General features: G+C 62.6%; 15 protein-coding genes and 2 pseudogenes. 6 read left to right on the top strand and 11 right to left on the bottom strand.

Translation table 11 applies throughout. The features are described 5' to 3' along the window. Positions 1 to 64: 64 nt before the first annotated feature. Together ACLJPX_RS16210 and ACLJPX_RS16205 are read right to left on the bottom strand one after the other, a co-directional pair. On the bottom strand, positions 65 to 511 hold the full coding sequence (locus ACLJPX_RS16210) for a dihydrofolate reductase family protein (protein WP_410601320.1): 447 nt from the start codon (positions 509 to 511) through the stop codon (positions 65 to 67). Positions 512 to 867: 356 nt separating this feature from the next. Next, positions 868 to 1542, bottom strand: coding sequence for a hypothetical protein (locus ACLJPX_RS16205; protein ID WP_410600815.1), 675 nt, complete (start codon positions 1540 to 1542; stop codon positions 868 to 870). 279 nt (positions 1543 to 1821) lie between these two features. Between ACLJPX_RS16205 and ACLJPX_RS16200 the strand changes: the two genes are divergently transcribed. Then, the gene (locus ACLJPX_RS16200) at positions 1822 to 1959 is read left to right on the top strand and encodes a hypothetical protein (protein WP_410600814.1); all 138 of its coding nucleotides are present in this window, start codon (positions 1822 to 1824) and stop codon (positions 1957 to 1959) included. A 54-nt stretch (positions 1960 to 2013) separates the two neighbouring features. Here ACLJPX_RS16200 and ACLJPX_RS16195 read toward each other — a convergent pair whose 3' ends face one another. Together ACLJPX_RS16195 and ACLJPX_RS16190 are read right to left on the bottom strand one after the other, a co-directional pair. Next, complete coding sequence (locus tag ACLJPX_RS16195; protein ID WP_410600813.1) at positions 2014 to 2811, bottom strand: RNA polymerase sigma factor; 798 nt, start codon at positions 2809 to 2811, stop codon at positions 2014 to 2016. Continuing rightward, positions 2808 to 3011 carry a hypothetical protein gene (locus tag ACLJPX_RS16190; protein WP_410600812.1) on the bottom strand — a complete coding sequence of 68 codons (204 nt, stop codon included), beginning with the start codon at positions 3009 to 3011 and terminating at the stop codon, positions 2808 to 2810. Before ACLJPX_RS16190 ends, ACLJPX_RS16195 begins: the two co-directional genes overlap by 4 nt. 690 nt (positions 3012 to 3701) lie before the next feature. Between ACLJPX_RS16190 and ACLJPX_RS16185 the strand changes: the two are divergent. Both ACLJPX_RS16185 and ACLJPX_RS16180 read left to right on the top strand, forming a co-directional pair. Then, a pseudogene (locus tag ACLJPX_RS16185) lies at positions 3702 to 4871 on the top strand (PHP domain-containing protein); the annotation flags it as partial. Positions 4872 to 5012: 141 nt separating this feature from the next. Then, positions 5013 to 5930, top strand: coding sequence for a tyrosine-type recombinase/integrase (locus ACLJPX_RS16180; RefSeq protein ID WP_410600811.1), 918 nt, complete (start codon positions 5013 to 5015; stop codon positions 5928 to 5930). 934 nt (positions 5931 to 6864) lie between these two features. Here ACLJPX_RS16180 and ACLJPX_RS16175 read toward each other — a convergent pair. Together ACLJPX_RS16175 and ACLJPX_RS16170 are read right to left on the bottom strand one after the other, a co-directional pair. After that, on the bottom strand, positions 6865 to 7608 hold the full coding sequence (locus ACLJPX_RS16175; protein ID WP_410600810.1) for a CHAT domain-containing protein: 744 nt from the start codon (positions 7606 to 7608) through the stop codon (positions 6865 to 6867). 627 nt (positions 7609 to 8235) lie between these two features. Continuing rightward, positions 8236 to 9264 carry a hypothetical protein gene (locus ACLJPX_RS16170; protein WP_410600809.1) on the bottom strand — a complete coding sequence of 343 codons (1029 nt, stop codon included), beginning with the start codon at positions 9262 to 9264 and terminating at the stop codon, positions 8236 to 8238. A 159-nt stretch (positions 9265 to 9423) separates the two neighbouring features. Here ACLJPX_RS16170 and ACLJPX_RS16165 point away from each other — a divergent pair, with 159 nt between their 5' ends. After that, a complete protein-coding gene (locus ACLJPX_RS16165) occupies positions 9424 to 10515 on the top strand; it encodes a hypothetical protein (protein WP_410600808.1) in 1092 nt (363 codons plus the stop codon). A gap of 7 nt (positions 10516 to 10522) precedes the next feature. Beyond that, the gene (locus tag ACLJPX_RS16160; protein WP_410600807.1) at positions 10523 to 12460 is read left to right on the top strand and encodes an NACHT domain-containing protein; all 1938 of its coding nucleotides are present in this window, start codon (positions 10523 to 10525) and stop codon (positions 12458 to 12460) included. Here the strand turns inward: ACLJPX_RS16160 and ACLJPX_RS16155 are convergent. The 5 genes and pseudogenes from ACLJPX_RS16155 to ACLJPX_RS16135 form a co-directional block, all read right to left on the bottom strand. Beyond that, a pseudogene (locus tag ACLJPX_RS16155) lies at positions 12457 to 13448 on the bottom strand (IS481 family transposase). The gene ACLJPX_RS16160 and the pseudogene ACLJPX_RS16155 sit on opposite strands and share 4 nt — an antisense overlap. Positions 13449 to 13553: 105 nt before the next feature. Beyond that, a complete protein-coding gene (locus tag ACLJPX_RS16150; protein ID WP_410600806.1) occupies positions 13554 to 13742 on the bottom strand; it encodes a hypothetical protein in 189 nt (62 codons plus the stop codon). Positions 13743 to 14023: 281 nt separating this feature from the next. Further along, entirely contained in the window at positions 14024 to 15124 is a 1101-nt protein-coding gene (locus ACLJPX_RS16145) for a hypothetical protein (protein ID WP_410600805.1), read from the bottom strand. Between the two features lie 116 nt (positions 15125 to 15240). Beyond that, a complete protein-coding gene (locus tag ACLJPX_RS16140) occupies positions 15241 to 16458 on the bottom strand; it encodes a hypothetical protein (RefSeq protein ID WP_410600804.1) in 1218 nt (405 codons plus the stop codon). A gap of 307 nt (positions 16459 to 16765) precedes the next feature. Continuing rightward, a complete protein-coding gene (locus tag ACLJPX_RS16135; RefSeq protein WP_410600803.1) occupies positions 16766 to 17824 on the bottom strand; it encodes an integrase core domain-containing protein in 1059 nt (352 codons plus the stop codon). Positions 17825 to 18422: 598 nt separating this feature from the next. Between ACLJPX_RS16135 and ACLJPX_RS16130 the strand changes: the two genes are divergently transcribed. Further along, on the top strand, positions 18423 to 19433 hold the full coding sequence (locus ACLJPX_RS16130; RefSeq protein WP_410600802.1) for a hypothetical protein: 1011 nt from the start codon (positions 18423 to 18425) through the stop codon (positions 19431 to 19433). The last annotated feature ends 5 nt before the right edge of the window (positions 19434 to 19438 follow it).

Genomic DNA, 19438 nt, shown 5'->3' with positions numbered 1-19438 from the left:
GGAAAGAATCGCACCGCGATGTCGTATATGACATCGCGGTGACATCGCTCGTGAGATTACGACATCAGCCGCGAGACCCTATATGACACGGGTAGGTTTTCACCGCTCGTGACATGTCGATCTTGTGTGACCTGGGTGTTCCGGGTTGTCTCACAGCGACGTCACCATGATCAGTCTCAAACTCCTGGCATTTCTTCGGCCTTTTGAGCCGGGCGGCTGCGGCGATCGGGCGGCGTTGGCTGGTCCAGCCGCCTGTCCGAAGGTCCTCATCACGGCACGAGCGGACGTCCGGACTGCTCAGACTTGTGAGTAGGAGTTGCACGACGCCGTTGCCGAAGGCCGTGCAGGTCTTGAGTGTGAGCGGGAAGTTCGAGTCTTCCGTGGGGAACAGGCGACTCCCGGTGCCGACCACGACCGGGCACAGCAGCAACCGCAGCTCGTCGACCAAGTCTTCGGACAGCAGCCACCGGACGGCGGTGCCGCCGGATTCCGCCTTGGGATCGCCGGGCAGCAGTACCGAGTTGCCCCACGTGACCTCGACGAGCGTCGTCGAGAGGACGTATTTGCGGACGCAGCTTATGAAGTCTGTGCCTTCATCGTCCTCGACGGGGCGGTCGGGCCAGGCGGACGCGAAGCCCTCGTAGGTAACCCGGCCTTATTCCAGCACTCGGAGGTCGGAAGCGTGCGCGGGCTCGCGTTTCCTGGACGTCGATCTGCACTCCCTGCGCCTGGTAGCGGGCGGGAGCGTACTTGGTGGAGCGGTTCGACGCCGCTACTCCGCGGATGACTGATCGGCGCTTGGCGTACCCGGATCACGCTACCCGCACAGTTAGAGCCCGTTCCGACACTAGTGACGATGGTGCGAAATCATCGAGTCTTACTGCCTGACCTGCGTCGCCGGAGTCTCGGGCTTCGAAGCCGACGGGGTCGCCCACGGTTGGTCGGCGGTCGCTTCCTGCGCCTGAACCAGAAGGCCGTGCCGCCCGCGGACCCGATCGCGATGGCGCCCACGACGATGGTCTGAGCGTTGGTGATGGCTTCTTTCAACCACTGGCCAGTCTTGGAGAACCGGTACGGCCAGGTGGCGTTCACGCGGATCTGAAGCTCGCTGTTCGAGTCTTGAGCGAAGATCGCGGAGTCGTCCATGGCGGTTGCGACCAGGCTCAACCGGTAGTCACCGGGTACGTCTGCCTTGACCGACCACTTCCACACCGCCTCGGACCGGTCCGCGTCCAGGGGAAGTTCAGCGGCGGTGATGGCATCGACCGTGCCGTTGAAGCCCTTACTGGACAGCTCGACTCGAACCTTCGGGGTGATGCGGATCAACCGACCTGCAGGGTCGGTGGTCGCTTTGGCGCAGCCCGTCTGGTTGAGCCTGATCACCACTTTGGCCGTCGTCGGATGGTTCACGTCTACCGTGACCGGCTGCGGCGTCAGGTAGCAAGCCGTGGTCACAGGAGGCCCCGGACTCAATGTCTCTGTGAGATCAAAAGAGAGTAGGACGGTGACGAGGCCGACCAGAGCAAGGACTGCGACCAGCACCGTTGACCGGTTGCTCGTCGTTCGGTCAGGACCGCGGGAGGAGCTCACCGCGAGCGCCTCCAGTCCGACGGAACGGTGGCAAGCACGATCAGCCCGAAGAACGCCAGCTCGGCCACGCTGAGCTCACTGAACACAGTCGCCTCCCCACCACGAACTACCAGAGTAGGTCACCGCGAGCATGCTGCGCGTTACGCGGGCGTGCCGCCCGGCCACCGCAACTACCATCGAGAAGCCGGACTCCGGACGACATGCGGTTCCCGGTACGGACCACACGGCGTGATGGTCACCTGGCCCGTCGACGAACTCGCCGAGCGCCTGCTCGACCGCCGCGTCACCGGCGACCACGCCCGCGACGCCTTCCACGACCTCGCCGGACAAATCATCACCGACCACGGCCTCCCCTGGCCGGTCGCGTGACGTCGAAAATCGCCCGATCGCGGACCCCGATGCCGTCCGCGCGGGCAAAGGAAGTCAGCCATCTTCCGCGCCCGCCTGCTCGCCAGGACCGCGGCGGAGCTCTGCCCGGTGGTACTGGTGCACGGCCCAGCGGTACCGGAACGCTTTCACACAGCAGACGATGCACACCAGGACCGCAATGACCACTAGGAGGGCAAGGATGATCAGAGGCACCAGGTCGACAAAACTGGGATCCAGGGGAGGCGGCGGCGGTACCCACCAGGGCGGCATCCACGCAACCAGGTTCGCCGAAAGGAGGAAAACCGCAACGGCCATTGCCAGCCGGATGCGTTGCCTGCCGCGGTGGCTGTGCACGTTGGCGGTCGCCGGGGCGCATTTCAGGTAGTCACTGAGCTCGGCGGTGCTCCAGCCTTGCACGTTGCGTAGATAGACCGCGATCTTCTGGCGGTCGGGCAGTTCGGCGATGCGTGCCAGTACCTCCCGTGCTTCGGCGACGTCCTCGGTGCTGGCCTGGGCGGTCAGCGACGTCCACTGGGTCGCGTTGGTGTGCAGTAGGTCCTGGGGCTCACCCACGGCCCTGCTCGTAGGCTGGGCCGCGATCTTGCTGATCAGGCGGCGGGCCACGGTGAACAACCACGCTGGCGGATCCTCGATGGTGGTGCGGGTGCAGAGCATTGCGACGAATGCCTCGTGCACTACACCTTCGGTATCGACGAGGGACTCTGACAATCCCCGGTTTGCCGCCACATGACGCACGTACCGCCGCAGCGGCTTCGCGTAAGCGCGATACAGGCAATCGACAAGGTCCAGGTCACCGTTGTCGCCAGGATCGGGCTCCTGCTCGTCCGTCACGAACCCTCTCCCGGTTGCTGCGGTGACCGGAACCGCCAGCCGCCCCCCTGGCGGTCCTGTTCGACGAGTTCCGTGCCCGGCGGAGCAGCGGCCGCGATCCGCGCCAGCTCTATTCTCGCCCGCAGCGCGATCCACACTGTCAGCGCCTCGGCCAGCCGAACCACGCCTCGCGCGCACACGGCCACCATCACAATCAGCACGGGGTCTGACACCCTCGCCTCCCGCCTCACCAGGACCACCATCCGAAAGACGGCCCTTCTACCCAGTACGTGGCGGAATCGGACCGAAACCTTTACAACCGGATCGCGATTTGCACGTGTGACAGGGCAACGGCGCGCTGCAGGCGAGAATCGTGAGTGATCATCACGTCGTTCGCCGCCCAGCTACCGACCCTCGTCGCCGAGGACCGCGCCGACTCCGGAAAGCTCGACTCCTCACGGAACGCCCTCTAGGACGGGAATTGCTCGCCGGCGAAGGCTCCATCGGCACCACGGAGTGGTAGCGCAGCTGGTGACGTTCGTCATCCGAGTCGGTGAACTTGTCCGTCAGACGCAGCCAGGCGCCCACGCTCGGATCGCAGCTCCGCGCGTGGCGATGCCCCTGATTTCTTGGCCTGCACGTGGCGAATCATCTGCGCCGAGCCGCTGGCGTCGAACGACGTACCGAAAGGTGTCCGGGTGAACCAGCGCGCAGTCAATCGAACACAAGTTCGACAAACTGGGGGTTTCTGTCGTACGTTGCCCGAGGGCCGCGGCAGGCCCCTGGAGTGCGGAAACGACAGAAGGAGCTGTCCACAGGCGAAAGCAGGAGCTGACAGAAACGCCGAGGACGGCGGATATCGGATTGGCTGACGACAAGTGCGGTCGGCAGTCACAGTGTGGAGCTAGCGCATGTTCAACAATCCCGCCGTTCCCTGGCGCGAGGTACAGCGGGTCGCGTCCGGCCGTCCCCGCGCGGAGGATGACGGGAGCGACGCACCGGCGTGCTCGCGCAAGCGGGAGGGATACGCCGGTCCTCCGGTGGACCTGCTGGTGCGAAAGGGGGACGACAATGGCGGTGCGGTGCCGCGGGTGCCGTATGCGGAGTTGCACACGCATTCGAACTTCAGTTTCCTCGACGGTGCCAGTCATCCCGAGGAGCTGGTCGAGGAGGCCGCCCGGCAGGGCTTGGACTCGATCTGCCTGACCGATCACGACGGCATGTACGGCGCGGTTCGGTTCAACCAGGCCGCCCGCGAACTCGGCGTCCGCGTCGGCTTCGGCGCCGAACTGTCTCTCGACTTGCCCGCTCCGCAAAACGGGATCGCCGACCCGGGCGGGGCGCATCTGCTGGTACTCGCCCGCGGCCTGGAGGGCTACCGGCGCCTGTGCCGGGTGATCTCCCGCGCCCAGCTCGCCGGGGGCGAGAAGGGCCGCCCGGTCTACGACGAGACCGCGCTGGTCGATGATCTCGCCGGGCACGCACTGGTGCTGACCGGTTGCCGCAAAGGACGAATTCGCCGCGCCTTGGCGGCGAAGGACAAGATCGCCGCGATGTCGGAGCTGGTGTCCTTAGTGGACCGGTTCGGCCGGGATCACGTGGCGGTGGAGCTGATCGACCACAGTCAGCCCCTGGACTCGACCCACAACGACATGTTGGCCTCGATGGCGGAGGCGGCTGGGGTGGTGACGGTGGCAACGAACAACGTCCACTTCGCCCGTCCCGAGCGTGGCCCGCTCGGTGACGCCGTCGCGGCGGTGCGGGCGCGCCGGTCGCTGGATGACATGGAGGGCTGGCTGCCTCCGGCGCACACCGCGTTCATCCGTTCCGGTGCCGAGCAGGCCGACTACTTCGCTCGCTATCCCGGCGCGGTCGATCGCGCCGCGCTCCTGGGCGTCGAGTGCGCTTTCGATCTGAATCTCGTCGCGCCGGACCTGCCGCCTTTTCCGGTTCCGTCTGGACACGACGAGATGAGCTTCCTGCAGGAGCTGACGTGGAAAGGGGCGGCGAAGCGGTACGGGCTCGCCGGCGTGTACCGGGACCCGAAGGCCGGGGAGATCCTCGTCGAAGAGTGGGCGGTCACGTACCTAAAAGGACGCTCACAAGACGGCTCCAGCCAGAACACAGTCGGCAACCTCTTCAGGTGCCAACTTTTTCCGCTAATGGGACGGAAGTCACTGAAGGGCATCGATGACACAGCCCTTCGGGAGTGGCGGCACTGAATGAGCAACATCTCCAAAATTTCGGCAAACTATCAAGTCGACTGCTGGAATAATCTTAGCGCCATGCTCGACGCAGCGGTCGCCGCTGGAAAGATTCTCTCCAACCCGTGCAAAAGCCGGAGCGTCTCCAGTCCAACTAGAATAACGCGACTAATCACCCCGTGGTCTGAGCGCAAGTTTCAAGCCATCGAGGCTGCATTGCCGGACAGGTGCAGAATAGGCGTCACCCTTGGCGGAGGCCTCGGCTTGCGAGTGGGCGAAATACATGCATTTTCTCCCGACTTCATCGACCGCGAGCGAATGACATACCGCTTCGCACGCCAGATCAATTCCCGAACAGGACCGCTTCAGTTCAAGCTGCCCAAGGGGCACAAGGAACGCCAAATCCCCATCAGCGAAGGAGTCTTGCAGCGAATCGGCGCATATATGCACCGATATACACCAGTCACCGTCACCTTGCCATGGGCCGAGCAGGACGGGCAGGAATTCATGACGGTCCGGCTACTACTGACAACCGAAACAAATAGCGCTTGGTGGTTCAATGGGTGGGCCGCGAAGGTCTGGAAACCAGCCTTCGCGACCGCCGGAGAGCCCTACGAGGACCAAGTTGACGGCACACACGCCCTGCGGCATCTATACGCATCCCACATGCTGACTCAAGGCGTGAACATCAAAGAACTTGCCTCGTTTCTCGGGCACACAGATGAGGCCTTCACCCTCAGAAAGTATGTTCACCTGATGCCAACCAGCCACGATCGAGCCCGTGCTGCCGCCGATGCGATGTTCCCGCCCGGAAGCAACAGCGCCCAAGGTAAGCCGGTCAGAAGGAGACAGAGCCCGACGTCCAAGAATCGCCCTTCAGGCACCTCACGCCGGGTAGCTGGCAGGCCTCTACGCCCACACACCGCAGGACACTGACCCCGCTCTCCGCCCCAGGATCAACACAGCCGCCTCGGCCTATCCCATCGCCGCGGCGGTCTGCTTACACCGAGATCATGATGCTGTCCGGCGTGTTGCTTCGCCCATACCGGCCTAGGTCAAGTCCGCAGCGGCCGGTCATCAGGTCGCCTTCGCCGGGCTCTCCTGGCGACCCACGAAGCGCGGCGAGAGTTTCGCCGCCACCTGGCCCACTAAGTACCGCTTCGTGACTTACGTGGCATTCGTTCCAGGATCAGGGCACTGGGCGCGGGTGCCCCGTATACCGGCCGGCCTCGCCGCCCGGTACGGCCGCACTACGCGCGCTTGAGACCGCCAGCCCGCCGACAATATTCAACATGTTATGCCAGCGTTTCAACGAGCGGTCTTCAGGTAGCCCCTGCGGAGTTCGGTGAGGCGCAGGATGAAGAGATCGGAGCGGTCCGTGCCAGTCACGTTCTGGCGGGGCTGCTTGAAGTCATCGCGCTTGCCGGCGGGAGTCGGAGCGGTGGCCATCGCAGGCCTTTCGTATCAGTGAGTGCCGAGACAGCTAGTCATTCGCCGTGTGCAGCGGCAACGCAGGATTGGTGCGTGGCGACGCGCCCATCCTGCGTTCGTGGCCTACACGGCCGGTCGCTGGCTTTTCATTCCTGGCGCGCATCGCCCTCGATCAGATTCGAGCGGTCCGAGTCGCGCAGGGTAGTCCTGCGGTGGAGTACGTCAATGCGGATGATTGGCGTGCTGGACGGGACATTCTTCACCGCCTGCCACGTGCAGCCAGAACTGAACCGCGGGTCGACAACAGCGATGATCGCGTCACAGTCACAGACCATCCACGACGAGCTCGCGTGCAGCACATCGACGCGTCGGCCACATCTCCCGACACCTGTTCAGACCCGAATCTTCAGACAGAAAGGCAGCTCAGGGGCCTGAAGTACTAGGTGCCTGAGTAGGAGAAGGCTGCCCAGTCGACCGGTGAACTGAACGGGACCTGGCGCAGTGGGATCTCGGCGATTAGTTCGCCGAGATCGTCGAGATCGGGCGCGCAACGTCGGAGCAGCGCGGAGATCTGGCCTCGTTGAGCGGTTCGGAGCCAGCGTTGTGTGGCAGCGAACGCATCTGTCGGTTCGGTCTGTACATCCCACAACTCGTAGAAGCGCGCTGAGAACACCGAGGCTGTCGTGTCGGCTACCGGCCATTGCGCTGCTATGACGGCAGCCGCGTCGAGTTGGATGAGGGCGCTGGGCATCGAGACGACCTCGTGCGGCACCACCTCGCCCACGACGGCCGTGTCGCATGCGGAGAGCACGGCCAGCCGAACCATGGGGAGCCGGGCGTTGAGGATTAGCCGGTCGATGGTGAGTTGCTCGTTGTTCGCGAGCAGCAGATAGCTGTTCAGCGGTTCCTGTGGGGTTGCCAGGCCGTGGCAGGCGAAGTGGAGGACCGACCGCTCTGAGAGCGCGTTAACAACCGTCAGGAGGGTGGCGTCCTCGCCTTCGAGGACGCTCACTCGTCCGGCTCGAGCGGCGACGGCAGCGGCTTCGGCTCGAGCCCAGCGCAGGGGTGCGGCATTGATCGGCTGCGGATCGACAACCACGAGAGCGTTCGTGTTGTGGGTGTCGGGATGCGGTGCTCGACGTCGCAGTGAGAGCCGTCGAGCTAGGCACGAATCTCCAATCAAGCAGGTCGGCCGCCGCCTGTCCGGTGGTGGGGTCGACGGCCGCGGTGATCGGCAGCAGCGCGAGCCTGCCGGCGACGACCACGGTGAAAGGACCCGAGGCTGGAAGTGCGTGCCGAAGAGGAGCGACGAGGGCGGTCCACAGTAGCCCTATCGACCCGACCATGATCAAGCATCGAACTCCGCGAACGCTGCGCGCTCTCCCTGCTGCCATCCCACAGACCACTCCCGCCAGCACAGAGATCGAGAGATCCCGTCTTGGCTCCACCCGCTCAGAAATATGTTCACCTGATGCCCACCAGTCACGATCGAGCCCGTTCAGCTGCCGACGCGATGTTCCCGCCCGGAAGCGACTGCGCCCAAAATGAGCCGACCAGAAGGAGACTGAGTTCGACGTCGAGGACGCGCCCTCCAGGCACATCACGCAGGCTTGCCGGCCGAATCCAGCGCTCACGCCCCGCAGGCCATAGCACGTGCTTGTCTGGTATGAAAGGGCTCCGGTATGCCACGGCATATGGGAGCGTCTTCGCGGCCAAGTCCAGTAGGCTCTATTAGACTACTGAAGGTAGCGGCCACTGGAACCGCACTGAACTGGTGCCTGTGGGCAACTCACCAAATTGGCCACGGTCTTTAGTCAACCTCCGGCTTGGTACTCACCCTGACCTGTGGACGTTCGTCGACGTAGCTGCGGATGATGCCGACCACATCACGGCCGTTGCCGGGCGGCGCGCTCTCGATGATCTTCTTGATGTTCGGTCTGCTCATGGCGATCCGGGCGTCCGCGAGCACCAAATCTCGGGTGGCGGCATCCGCAGGTGCTCCGTTAAGGGCTCGCAACCTCGCCTGGGCTCGGACAAACTCGTAATGGTACCATCCGGCCGCATCTCCGGCGTTGTCCCGGCGTTCGATCGCCACCGTGAGCACGTCGACTGCCGCCTTGTCATCCGGCGGTGTCTGCTCTGCGAGGGCGAACCCCAGCTCACCCCAGTACCTGTGCTCATGCGGAGCCACTTGGGTCAACGCCTGGAAGACAGGGACGGTCCGTAGCAGCCTGGGCTTGCCGTCCGCTGTTCGCCAGGATGTCCGCCGTTGGGTGCCTGCAAGCTGGAAGACCTGGGCACGGGCCGTCGAGGAGGCCGAGCCCAGTGCTTCGGCCAACTGGTTCACCTCAATCACCGGTTCGTCACTGTCGAGCTGTTGCATGACCATCCGCATGGCGTCACCGTCCTGGGAGATGCGCTTGCTGACTTCCTCCTTGACCACTTTCTCGATCGCGGTCAGGTCCGCCTTGCGGAAGATATGCGTGAGCCAGGTCCTAGTGACGACGTACCCTCCGAGGAACCCCAGCACTATCCCTGCCACGACCAGCGTCCCAGCAAGCACCGCCGCGTCCGCCCGCGGCGCGAAGGCGGCGCCGAGCCTGGTGAACAGCGCACCGGATGAGTCGATGATCCGCGTGAACTCGACTAGGCCAATCCCCACTAGAATCTTCGTCAGCCAATCGGAGACCTGCTCCAGGTTCGTGTTCACCAGGAGCCGAGGTACTGCGGATTCGTTTGCCCCCTGACCATCGGCCTGCAAGACCCGGGGGATACCGAACAGGAAGCCGAGCAAACCCCCTGTCACGGCGGCGGCGGCGAAGATCAGCAGTCCAGTCATGTGGCGCTTCCCGGCGGCAGTGGCGGATTCTTTACGTCAGGTTCGTGCCACGTTCGAGCGTCGTTACAAAATGCCCTCAAGACCACACGTTCGGCCGTCTTGACGTCCCGTGGAGAATTGAGCCAATTGCGACCGGAGCCCTTGGCGGCATATGTGACGATGAGCAGCATCCCGCGCCTGGAAGTGGCTGCGGATACCCTCGAACTTCCAGAGTGCCCGACGCCCCGTCCCGGCTCCGAGGTCGTCTGGTACCGGGAGTCGATCCAGATGTCCGGTGTCCTAGAGGGGTACGACGTCGATTTCCAGCCGGTCATCTCGACCCCGCTTTTTGGTCAGCAGCGCGCGTCCTCCCACGATGCGATCCGACTCAAGGACAGGACCGCCTCGTCAGCCCCCAACTGGACGTGCTTGGCGTCATCTGGCCTGATTCTCAAGCCGACGGCGGACGAAGCGGACCAACTCGCCTCCTTGCTCCAGCAGACCGTCCCGTCCGCACCCCGCCACATCGACCTGATCAACGAGATCTGGTTGCGAGGATACGAGGTGTTCGTGGTGGGCGGCAGCGTCCGCGACGTGCTCGCCGGCCTGCCCACCAACGACGTCGACCTCGTGACCACCATGCCGCTACAGGTACTGCACTGCCTTGTCAGAGGCATGTACCGGATCTCGGAACAGCGCCCGCCACGGGCCGCATGCCGCAACGGGCACATCAGAGTCGGCGGACAAGTCGGATCACTCGACCCGTACATGGACCTCTGCGTCTTCAAACACCACTTGCCCGGCACCGCGGACGCCATCTTCGGCTCAGACTTCGAACGCGACATCTGGCACCGCGACTTCGCATGCAACTCGGTGTACTACGACCCGATCAACAAGGTCTTCATAGATCCCACCGGTCGCGGACTCGACGACGCCGTCGGATCACGGCTCCGCACCGTGTACAACTCACAGGTCCGCTCGGCCTACCACATCGGCAAGGTCGCCGTCCGGGCGATAAAGCTGGTGCTCAAAGGATTCGGTGAGATCGTGCACACCGATGAGGAGGTAGAGGCGCTCATTTCCAACCTGAGCGCGCTCAACTGCGAACAGCGGATCGGTTACTTGCGCGCCCAGATCTTCCGGCCCGTTTCCGTCGCAGATCGCGCGGGAGTCTTCGACGATGTGCGTGATGTGTTCGAACAGCTCAACGCTGGGGCGGTGTTCCAGGAATGCATCTTGCCGTACCGGGGAAAGTTGGTGGGCAGTGAATGAATCCCGGGTGACCACACCCCTGTCGTTCTACGTGCCACTCAGGCTGGATGGCGACATCTACCGGCCTATGGATGACACAGGAGTGGATGACGAGCCGGAGATGCAAGCCAGCTTGCGCATGCAGACCGTCGGATACGAGAGGGTCACGGCGTTGGTTCAGTTGGAAGGCGGGATCCACCGGACCCAGGTGGCAGTCTCCCCAGAGGAGCCAGGCGTCGCGTACGTGGAGGTCGACGGCGACAGTATTCCGCTCGATGTCCAAGCCTTCCAGCGTTCCACCGCCTCGCCCCAGGCATACCTCGACGCGGTCCGCGCGATAGCGCGTGCGTCCGAACCTCCGCTCCCGATGACCGAGACGCCCTTGGATCGCTGGTTCGTGGAACCGGTCTTCTCAGACCTCGATCAGGAGGGACGCGACGAGGTGTTCTCGTGGCGGCGGATAAAGGAGTTCGGCAGGCTGGTCATCTTGGGCGAGCCGGGTGCTGGCAAGTCGTCCTGTCTGCGGAGGATGGCCCTCGAAGCTACAGGGCACGAGAGTGCCCTTGGTGGAGTGACAGTGCCCGTCTACATGCAACTGCGGTCATGCGAAGCGGAAGACCTGACTGTCGAGGGGCTGTTCCGAAATGCCAGGGCGCTCGCACCGAGCAGCGAGTTGGACCCCGCGTTGTTCACCCCTGCGCTGAGTGGTCACCTGCTGCTCTTGTTCGACGGTCTGGACGAGATCGAAGCCGATGAGATGAGGGCCGAAGCGCTTCAGCGCATCTCCCGGGTCTGTGAGCGGTTGCCTGCCGCGCGCGCCGTGGTCACATGCCGCGCCGCAGCCTACGACTCTGAATTGTCCGGGTTCCGCCGTGTCGCGATCAAACCGTTTACCACGGAACAGATAGCTGAGTGGCTGTTGCAACACCTGACGCGCTTGGGTTCCGGGCGGCATTGGTCGGAGTTCTGGGAGCGTTTGTCAAAGGCCCCAGACATCGCAGCAATAGTCAGCAATCCGATGTTGCTGTCGGTCGCCAGCACCCTTTTCCTACGCGAAGGCGCCTTGCCGAGCAATCCGGCACATCTCATCGGCAGGTTCGTGAGCATGCTGTTGCACGAGTGGGACACGGCGCGCGGTGTCAACCGCTGGCCGAAGGCCGTCGTCAACCCGAACCAGCTAGCCCACGGCCTGTCGACGATCTCTCTGGCCCTGTGCCAGACCGAGCGCACCCTCTTCACGGTCGACGACGTCGACCACTGGCGCGCCGACTACGTCGGTACCCAGGTTCCCACGCCGGTCTTCCTGGCCGCGTGCTCGTCGACCGGGTTGATATTACCGGTCCAGGAAGGTGGCTGGACTTTCACGCACGCCACCATCCGCGACTACTTGGCAGCTCGGCACCTCATCGATAGCACGTCGGACATCAGCGAGTTCTTCGTCTCGCACCTCGCTACCTCCCAGCGCGGACGGGCGTGGCGGTACTCCTGCGGACTCGCAAGCGACGCGGGTGATCTGCTCGATCTCGTCGAACACGACCAGGGGCTCGACCAGTTGCAGCGGGCAATCATGCTCGCCGACGTCTTGGCCTCAGACCTCACTGCCCGGAAGTCTGCTGTTGAGGCAAGCTGCGACTTCGTGGCCATGGTCCTGGAGACCGCCCTTGCCGCCTTCGCCGGCATGGCCGAGTCCGACGGCGAAGAGTGGACTATGCGCCTCACCGCCGGCCCGGAAGATGCGCCACCAGCTGACCTGCGACCAAAAGTCGTACTCCTGCTGATGCTCCTGCACCAAGCCCGCTCAGGTGCGGCGAAAGACCTGCTGGTGCGGCGGCTGGAGGAATCCAATATCAGGAGCGTGCGGTCGTTCGCGTCATGCCTGCACTTAGAAGGGCACTTCACTGTCGCAGACCAGGAGGACGACGGCACCTACCTCCTCGACGCCGCTGTCCAGCCGATGGCCGACTAGGTGTACTGACCCGTGAGGTTGGGGACGCGGCTGGCGGGTGGGTGGCCGCCGAGTGCGGTGTGGCCGCGGTGGTGATTGTAGGTGTGTAGCCAGTCTGGGTAGGCGTCGCGACGCTCACGTTCTGAGCGGTAGGGGTGGGCGTAGGCCCATTCTTCGAGCAGGGTGCGGTTGAACCGTTCGACTTTGCCGTTGGTTTGGGGCCGGTAGGGTCGGGTGCGTTTGTGGACGATGTCCGCGTCGCGCAGCGTGTCGCGCCAGAGGCGGGACTTGTAGCAGGAGCCGTTGTCGGTCAGGATCCGTGTAACGGTGATTCCGTTGCTGGCGAAGAAGGTCTGGGCTCGTTGCCAGAACGCGACCGCAGTCTCTTTCTTCTCGTCGGACAGGATTCCGCTGTAGGCCAGGCGGGAGTGGTCGTCGACCGCGTTGTGCAGGTAGCTGTAGCTGACATGGCTGTTGCCGTTGCCGTCCAAGGTTTTCCTGGTGTGCGGGGGCGGTGTCGCTGCCCAGCTTGGCGGCCGGTGACCCGGTGCCCGCCGCCGTCGGGGATGTTGCCCAGTTTCTTGATGTCGATGTGGACCAGGTCACCGGGTACGGCGTGTTCGTAGCGGCGGACCGGCCGTCCAGTGGCCCCGTCCAGATGAGCCAGCCGGGAACACCGGTAGCGAGTCAGGACCCGCTGCATCGTGGACGGGTTCAGCCTGAGCAGATAGGCGATCCGGGCAGGTCTCCATCGGCGGATCACCCGGACTTTGATGATCCGCCGCTCGAGTCGGGTGGGTGTCCGGTGTGGGCAGGTCCGGGGCCGCGAGGAGCGGTCGGTCATGCCGGCGGTGCCCTCGGCGCGGTAGCGGTCGACCCAGCGTTTCGCAGTGGTGACCGCGACCTGGAACCGCTCAGCGGCGCGCCGCAACGACCATTCGTCATCAACGACACACCTGGCCAGACGGAGCCTGCCGGTCTCAGACAACGGGGCATTACGGTGGGACACGAGGGCCTCCTGGTAACCGGTGCAGATGTCGCAATCCACACCGAACCCGGAGGCTGTGGGTGCCGAAAACTGTGTCACACCATGTGACCTGCTGGTGTTCGCGGATCAATCCACCGAGCCGATCACGCCGCCGAACCCCTCCGACGCCAGTGATCTGGTCAGGAAGCAGCCTCCGGTCAGGCGGGTGTTGATCCAACGAGCGATGAAGCGATGGCGGTTGAAATGATCGACATACTCGGCCAGCGCCTTGCCGGTTGACGATGAGCATCCGATCCAGACACTCGCGACGCACACTGCCTACCCAGCGCTCGGCGACCGCGCTCGGCGACCGCGTTCGCGCGAGGAGCCACAGCTCCCCCGCGATGCAAGGCATCTCCCAGCCAACCCGGAGGAGGCTGCCAGGATCGTGTCGGCGCCGATCCTGTGCATACCGCTGCGATCCTGCCCGCAACCCGAAAGCACGCACCGGTAAGCAGGAACTCCTGCCACGAGCCCATCCGCCAACTCCGCCGCCACTGGAACCTATACATCCAGCACAGTTCTGAGCGACACTATTAACGTCGAATTACTCACCATTACCACGGAGCAAGTATGGCGAAGACGTTGGTGGCAAGCCGAGTTTCCTTGTCACCGATTCGGTGATACAACACACCTTCGACAGGTATTCCCATGTTGTGAAACTCGAGCGGATCGTTGGTCGGCGCAATAAATGCTCCCACCCCCTGGCCGAGCTCCAATTGCGATATTAGAGGAGTATCACTAACCTTCACCCAGCGGTTTCCCTCTAGCTTGTATATATGCGTCGAGGTCGTGGAGGAAGATGGGAATCCATCTTCACAATTCCAAGTATAGAAACTCCCGTACAGCATGCCGCCCCGGCCCCACCAAAGGTCTTGAGCATCGAAACTGAAGCCCTTTTCCCCCAAACGCTCCGGTGGCACCACAGCACTTGTATCCGTACGGTCGACTCGTCCACTAGTGGCGTCGATAACAATAACTTGACTATTCGCAGCACAGACTCCGGTCGCGGTGACATTAACAGCGATTTTTTCAAGATTGACATGCTTCGCCGACGCCCGAGCTGTAATTCTGAAAGTTTGCGAAGACGAGTTCATGAGAGCCATAGTTTGGCGCCCCGATCCTGTCAGGTAAAGATTCTTGCTAGTCTTCACACCTGTCATGCGAGCAAGCAGAAGCACGCTCTTGCTCGTTCCGGCGACAAGTTCGAACTCTTCGACCTCCTCCGGCATAGCGACTGTTACCGGCACGAAGACACGATCAGCACTTCCAAGGTCCACTTGATACAAGACCGCGGGGGATTCGAACTTTTCAACCTTCGCGACAATAAACTTATCACTATCACTTGGGGTCAACCCAGTACACCGGGGGCACAGTATTGATGAAACCTCTTTTGTTCGAATGTCTATCACATAGATTGACCGGCCTTCGTATTCCTCAGCGTACATTGGATTACTGTTAAAGAACGCAAAATAGCGGCCTGAATTAGACCAGCTGTATCCGTCGCGCCATAGGAAGCCGTTCAGGTTTACATTTTGCCGAAGCGCAATTTTACCATTTTCGATAAGCCCAAATTGATTTGACTTGATGAAAACATATGAAGCAGGAATGGCCGGCAGGTCAGATGAGCCTGAAGTTGCACCTTGCAAGCCTGCCACCTCGGGTGTTTGACTACAGGAAGTTACGGTCGACAGCCATAAGGAGCACACGACAATGCAGATGCGAAGCCTTCGTCGGCGAGCACTTCGATCTGACGCTAGCGTTACTTTGCCGTTCATGCGCATGACTCAGATTCCAATGCTCTCACATCAGACATGACCTTTTCACCCTCCGCAGGAAGAAAGGTAACTCCGGTAAACTTCTTTGCCACCAGCGACGGCCTCGACAGATTGCGAGGGTTCTTAATTCGTCGATTCGAACAAAGGTCGGGAGAAGCCCGAAGGTGGAGGACTTCTTTTCTGGTCGCATCTAGCACTAGAGTTTTGAAATGCTGCCCGCCGACTTCATAGCCAACTTCAAGGTCGAAAGTCGCAGTCTTCTCCTCAGCGAGCAAGAAGAGGATAAACTGCTGCTTAGTCTTCCCAGGAAGACTGATTTCGTTCTCGTCAAAGTAGCGTTCACGAAGCGTGTCAGAGCTATCAATCGTCAGTGGCTCTGGCGCGTCTGCGTCAAGAACATAACCGAGCCGCTCGGGCCTCGGGTTACCATTACCCGCACTAGGACCCTGCACGACGATCCCAAGAGCAGGGTCGGAACGCTGAATGTTGACAGGCCGAATACTGTTTACGGTTACCTGGCGATCCGAATTTCCTTCCAAGGTAACGGTGAGATGCACACCGCCGAGCGCATAGCCGCCATATCTAAACGCGGACTCTAAAGTGTTGTCCAGATCCGGTGCACCAACCCGTTCAATATGGCTACGGAATTTTTCATACGCACCAGTATCTGCCGGAAAGACGCTCGCCCAATATGGCGTCATCGAATCGACGCGAACTGTTGTGGCGATAAGAGCATCGCTTGCCGCTTCCCTTGGCGCTGGGACCAACCCACCCGGGGCTAGCGCGGAACCGCTAGATTCCGGATTAGTTCCAGCACTTGATGTCATAACACTGCCGGAAACCAGGGTCGCCGCCATGATCATAAGGCATACTCCGAGAACGAGCAGTACGAACCAGCCGTTCACGGGCGGATAGTTATTTACCGGCCCCGCAATGGTGGTCGTCTTGTTCCTGTCGCCGATGACAGCAAAATCGACTAGGGCTTCATATCCGTCGTTCACGTGCCCGAATTTGACCGGACGAGCCTTGCCGCGATTCAGCAGGTAGTGGGCGCAGACCGTTGCACCAACAGTGGCGACGGTGAAAACTCCGACCAAGATCCAGGCCAACGAGTTGCCGTCGCGGTCAGTGGCTATATTGATCGTCACGCCGAGACCTGTCGCAACCAGAGCGCTGAAGATCGCCGATGTCCATACGGCTCGGACCCCACTCACACTGACCTCCTGGACCGGACATCGCGAGTCGATTGTCCTGGCTTACCACTCGCGGACCGGGGCGCAGTTGTTACACAGATCGGCAGTTGCTATACGACTTGTCATCGCTGTCGACCAGAAGCCGTGCGGGCCCAGCCGCCGGTCACGGACTTGATTCTTTGAGCGATGGGCGTTCCCATCGCCGCCGCGAGGGTGATGAAACGTTCATGTGCCGGACGTCGACAACCTCTCGTGACGAAGGAAGGCGAGATTGCCTAGAGGCGCTCATGGTGATTCAGAGCATGTGGGTGCCGAGAACTGTGTCACGTCATGCGACCTGCTGATATTCGTGGATCAGTCCGCCGAGCCGATCACGCCGACGAACCCGTCCGACGCCAGTCATCCGGTCGGGAACCGGGCCCGGGTCGGGCGGTTGTTGGTCCAAGGAGCGATGGGGCCGGTGATGGTTGAAGTGATCGACATACTCGGCCAGCACTTGCTCCAGGTGCCGCTGGTTGACGATGAGTATCCGATCCAGACACTCGCGACGCACACTGCCTACCCATCGCTCGGCGATCGCGTTCGCCCGAGGAGCTCGGACAGGGCTCCGCAGGACGTCGATGCCGATCGACGTGAACACCGCATCGAACGCGGCCGTGAACTTCGCGTCACGGTCACGGATCAAAAACCGCAAACTGTCCATTCGGTCACCGAGTTCCACCAGCAGGTTCCGGGCCTGCTGCACCAGCCACTCCGCAGTCGGATGAACCGTCGTCCCAACAATGTGCACCCGGCGACGATCATGCTCGACGACAAACAACACGTACAGCCGGCGCAGCAACACCGTGTCTACGTGAAAGAAGTCCATCGCCAGAATACCTTTGGCCTGGGCGGTGAGGAACTGCTTCCACGTCGGTCCCGATCGGCGCGGTGTCGGGTCCACTCCTCCATCCTTGAGGATCTTCCACACTGTCGAGGGCGCAATCGTGTATCCCAGCCCGACAAGTTCGCCGTGGATTCGCCGGTAACCCCAACCCGGATTGTCCCTCGCCATCTCTACCACCAACCAGCGGATCACCGCGGCAACAGCAGGCCGACCCGGTCGACGCCCGTAGGTCCACCGACGTCGCACCAGCGCCGCATGCCACCGCAGGATCGTGCGCGGCGACACGATCAACCGCAACCGACGCCAGCCCGGCACGAGCCGCACCAACGCCGTCAGCACCGCACGATCAGCCCAGGTCAAACTCGGCTGCGCCACCTGACGCTGAAGCACCGCGAGCTGATGACGCAACACCAAGATCTCCGCATCCTTCGCAGCATTCGACCGCGAGCACAGCACCAGCCAACCGAACACCCATGTCACCAGCAGATACAGAAGCCTCATACTCACAGCATGTGATCATGAACCACGGCACCATCACCCCATCAACCACCCGCCCACACGCCACAAACCAGTTGGTCGACACTCATGACAACGTTTCCGGCACCCACAGGATGCGGTAGCGCGAGAGTCGAGCGTCACGACTGCCAGAATGCGCCGGATCGGTGATCATGTACCGATAGCATTCCACTCTGTGTGTCCGCGCGGCGGGCGACTGCGCGCCAGGCGATGGATTCTTATCAAGCCCTGGCGACCAGATCGTGTGCCCTCTTCCGGCACCGCACGAGCGTCCGCGGCCACCACGTCGTCGAGCGTGAGACGGTGGTCTTCGCCATTCAAACGAAAATCCGCAACGGACCCTGCCGGCACATCGGTCATGACATTCGGCTCTCTCTTCGGCCGTACTGGGCTTGCCTCTTGAGGTCGTCGCCACCACGGACTCGTTACACGGTACTGTCTTGGAGCGGTGATTCACGAGTCTTCGCGAATGCCGTAACGAGCCGCTTTGCTGGCGCGACTCGGGAGCATGGTCTACGCCACCGCACCGTCGCCCACTCTCGGTCGACAATTGAGCAGACACTTCGGGCGACTAGTTTTCCTGTTGATCGTCGGAGCGGCCTTCCTGATCGCAAGCCTGCCGAAGCGGACAGGCGAGCTGTCCCAGACTGAAAACTGGGATTGGCTGGCCGCGCCGGCGAGCGCGAGCAAATGGCTCGAAACGACGCTGTCGGGCTTGCCCGATCTGCTGACCTGGCTGGGCTACGCACTTTTGGCCTACCTGGGTGCGCTGCTCGTGATCTCCCTCCGACACTGGAAGCCTGGCCTGTTCCTGATCGGCGTGCTGGTCGCGGCCGGCACCGCGACCCTGCCGCACCTGCTCAGCTACGTCGGATTCGTGGTCTTCCACGTAGGCGCGTTCCTGGCCGACGTGTTCATCGCCGTGGCCGGCTTCTTCAGCGACGTCGCCCGCGACGTCCTGGAATTCCTGGTCTTCGTCTTCACGAGCTGGTGGTGGCTGGTCCCGGCGATCATCCTCGCCGGTCTGCTCGTGCTGTGGCGTCCGGCCGGCAAGAACCGGGTGAAACCGACCCTGATCGCGCTGGGGTACTTGGCGGGCGCGATCGTCGTGTTCGGCGGGCTCGGCCTGCTCTTCGGGCTGATCCCGCAGAGTTTCTGGGTCATGGTGGGCAAGGTCTTGAGTCTGCTGCTGGTGGGACTGGCCGTCGCGACGGTGGGGCAACTCTTCGTCGATCAACTCCAGGGAACCATGATCGCCGGAAGCGGACGCCGAGGAGTCGTCATGGGAGCACTCGCCGTGGGATCGGCGCTCGCGATGTTGATGCTCATCGGCAACATCCTCGATGCGTACTCCTGGTACCCGGACGCGATGGCGGCTTGGCTGCGGGTCCACCTGCAGAACGACGGCGTGCCGAACCTGGACATCTCGATCGCCCTGCTGATCGTGAGCCTCTCGGCGCTCGGCGTCATCAGCAACCTCGCACGGCTGAAGCCGGAGCCGGATCTGGCCAAGTTCAAGCGCTCGATCATCTACGCGATCGTTGGCGGAATCGCGGCCTTGGCGATCGCGTCGATCGCCAAGGACGAGCGGTAGGCGGC

The organism is Amycolatopsis sp. lyj-90, from assembly GCF_046549035.1.
In the GTDB taxonomy this organism is placed as follows: Bacteria; Actinomycetota; Actinomycetes; order Mycobacteriales; family Pseudonocardiaceae; genus Amycolatopsis.
Note: the sequence above shows the minus strand (reverse complement) of the source record. Positions and strands in the feature narration are given on the sequence as shown.